This is a genomic window from Streptomyces odonnellii, from assembly GCF_000981895.1.
Classification (GTDB): domain Bacteria; phylum Actinomycetota; class Actinomycetes; order Streptomycetales; family Streptomycetaceae; genus Streptomyces; species Streptomyces odonnellii.
The window spans coordinates 1-2,180 of sequence record NZ_LATD01000458.1; the positions used below are offsets into that span (position 1 = coordinate 1).

At 69.3% G+C, this 2,180-nt stretch carries 5 protein-coding genes; 3 read left to right on the plus strand and 2 right to left on the minus strand.

Going from position 1 to position 2,180, the window contains the following annotated elements; translation table 11 throughout:
- Positions 1-91: 91 nt before the first annotated feature.
- Complete coding sequence (locus WH07_RS32845) at positions 92-535, minus strand: response regulator (RefSeq protein WP_046508271.1); 444 nt, start codon at positions 533-535, stop codon at positions 92-94.
- A gap of 132 nt (positions 536-667) precedes the next feature.
- Between WH07_RS32845 and WH07_RS32850 the strand changes: the two genes are divergently transcribed.
- Together WH07_RS32850 and WH07_RS40070 are read left to right on the plus strand one after the other, a co-directional pair.
- Complete coding sequence (locus WH07_RS32850; RefSeq protein WP_046508272.1) at positions 668-1,024, plus strand: hypothetical protein; 357 nt, start codon at positions 668-670, stop codon at positions 1,022-1,024.
- Positions 1,025-1,218: 194 nt separating this feature from the next.
- Positions 1,219-1,422: a hypothetical protein gene (locus tag WH07_RS40070; RefSeq protein ID WP_046508274.1), complete on the plus strand. Its 204-nt coding sequence runs from the start codon at positions 1,219-1,221 to the stop codon at positions 1,420-1,422.
- Between the two features lie 12 nt (positions 1,423-1,434).
- On the opposite strand, the gene WH07_RS41865 is transcribed toward WH07_RS40070, so the two are convergent.
- Positions 1,435-1,959: an HIT family protein gene (locus WH07_RS41865; RefSeq protein ID WP_046508276.1), complete on the minus strand. Its 525-nt coding sequence runs from the start codon at positions 1,957-1,959 to the stop codon at positions 1,435-1,437.
- Positions 1,960-1,974: 15 nt separating this feature from the next.
- Between WH07_RS41865 and WH07_RS32865 the strand changes: the two genes are divergently transcribed.
- A partial coding sequence (locus WH07_RS32865; RefSeq protein ID WP_046508278.1) for a hypothetical protein occupies positions 1,975-2,180 on the plus strand: 206 nt, incomplete at its 3' end.

Consider the following 2,180-nt stretch of genomic DNA (forward strand, 5'->3'; position numbering starts at 1 on the left):
GGATGCTTGGGCGGGGCCGGCGCTTGGCCTGGGCCGGGGGCCGGGCGAGGCCGGCGTACGCAGGGTCTGCCGGGTCTGCCGGGTCTGTCGGTCAGCCGTAGGCGGTGCCCGCCGTGCCCGCCGTGCCCGCGCCGCGTCGGCCGTCCACCGGGGGCGGGGGGTTGCGATGGGTGAGACGGCGGACCAGGCGGATCAGCTCGGAGGGCTCGAAGGGCTTGGCGAGAAAGGCGTCCACTCCGGCGGCGAGGCCGGATTCCACTTCGTACTGCGTACAGGCGCTGATGATCGCTATGGGCAGGCGGCTCGTACGGGGGTCGGAGCGGAGGCGGGCGGCGGTACGGGAGCCGTCGAGGCGGGGCATCACCATGTCGAGGGTCACCACATCCGGCCTGACCTCATGGACCACGTCCAGGCACTCGGCACCATCGGCCGCGGTCACGACCTCGAAACCCTCCAGTTCGAGATTGACCCTGATCAACTGCCGGATGACCCTGTTGTCGTCGACGACGAGCACCCGGCCGGACGCGCCTGACACATATCGAGGGTAGGTCCGATTCCGGGGCGGCGTCCCGCTTTTGCCGACTTCCGCATCGTACGCGCGACCGGGGTGCGTGTGCCGGGTGCGGGAACCGGGCGAGACTTCGCGGGCGCGCTCTAGGCTCTGCGTATGGAACAGAGCGAAGTCGTTCTCAGGGCCATCGGCATCCTCACGCAGTCCACGGAGTGGATCCGCGCCGCGGGCGGGGATTCGGGGCCGGCCGCGGAGTCGGGTGCGGGGCAGATCGGGTCGTTGCTGGCCGAGGTCTTCCCCTCCTTCACGGTCTCCCCGGAGGCCACCCCGCTGGAAGCGGCCCACGCGGTGACAGAGGCGGCGCTGCCCGCCATCATGCAGCTCATCGGCGCGTTCAGCTACGTCTTCTCGGAACTGGCCGAGGTCCACGACTCCGGACGCACGGACATCAGCTCGGAGGCGGTCCTGAGGGACCTGGCCCTGAGAATGTCCCGCCCGAGCGGGGCGGTGTAGGTAGAAGGCGGCGCGGGGTCGGGCGCCGGTCCGACGCTACTGCCCCCGCCTACCGGTTCCGCTTCGGCTTCCGGCGGCAGCTTCGCGCTGATCGCGCGGTCGAGTTCGGTCATCGTACGGAGGAAGGTCGCCTCCAGATCGACACCGTAACGGTACGAAAGGATCGGCACCGACCAGAGGCAGTCGGCCAGTTCATGTTCCAGCGCCTGGCGCCCGCCTGCCACCTCGCGGGCGCCCTCCTCCGCCATGACGAGCTTCGCCAGATCACCGACATCGCCGACGAAGCCGAGCATGAACTCCTCACGGGTCCAGACCCGGCCGCGCTCATGGAGGTTCAGTCGGTCGTAGAGGTCGTGGACACGCAGGGCGTGGTCGCGGAGTTCGTCGAGATGCATTGAACTGATCCCCCGTCAGGTACCAGGCTGGAGGCGGGCGTTGATCGCCTGGCGGAGGCGTGTGGCCAGGGCTGTTGTTTCTTCGGGGGGTGTGGGCAGGACTCCGTTCTCCGCCATCAGCGCGTGGTACTGCTGCCGGTGGTACGGGACTCCCGGGGGCAGGCCCGCGATGTGCCAGTGGAGGTGGGCGTTGCCCTGTTGGCTGCCCAGTGACAGGAGGTAGGTCCGCTCGGGCCTGAGGACGTCCTCCATCGCCAGCGCCACCGTGCGTACGAACAGCATCAGCCGGGTGTACGCGGCCTCGTCCAGGTCGCGGACGGCGTGTTCGATGTGTGGTTTCGGGGCGGCCAGGAGTTTGCCCGGGAGCGTGGGGAAGCGGTCGAAGAAGGCCACGTGGTGCTCGTCCTCGTACACGGTCTCGTGCCGGTACGCGGGATCGCCCGCGAGGAAGGCGCAGACGAAACACGGCCCGCCGCGCGCCCGTTGCTCGTACTCCTGGAGATCGAAGGGCTGCGCGCCGGGGCGCTCCGGAAGGGGCACGGCTAGCTCTTTCCGTTGTTCGTCGAATTCGTCGAAGTCGTCGACTTCCACGGCTGGTTCGGATGCTTCGGATGCTTCGGCGGCTTCGTTTTCTTGGGCTTCTTCGGCTTCTTCGGTTTGTTGTCCTGCCTGGCCTGGCCCGGTGGCGTGTGCGTGGGTTTCGCCGAGGGGGGCGGTGTCGCGGACTCCTGGGGCCGCGTGCCGGTCGGCGGGGGCGGAGA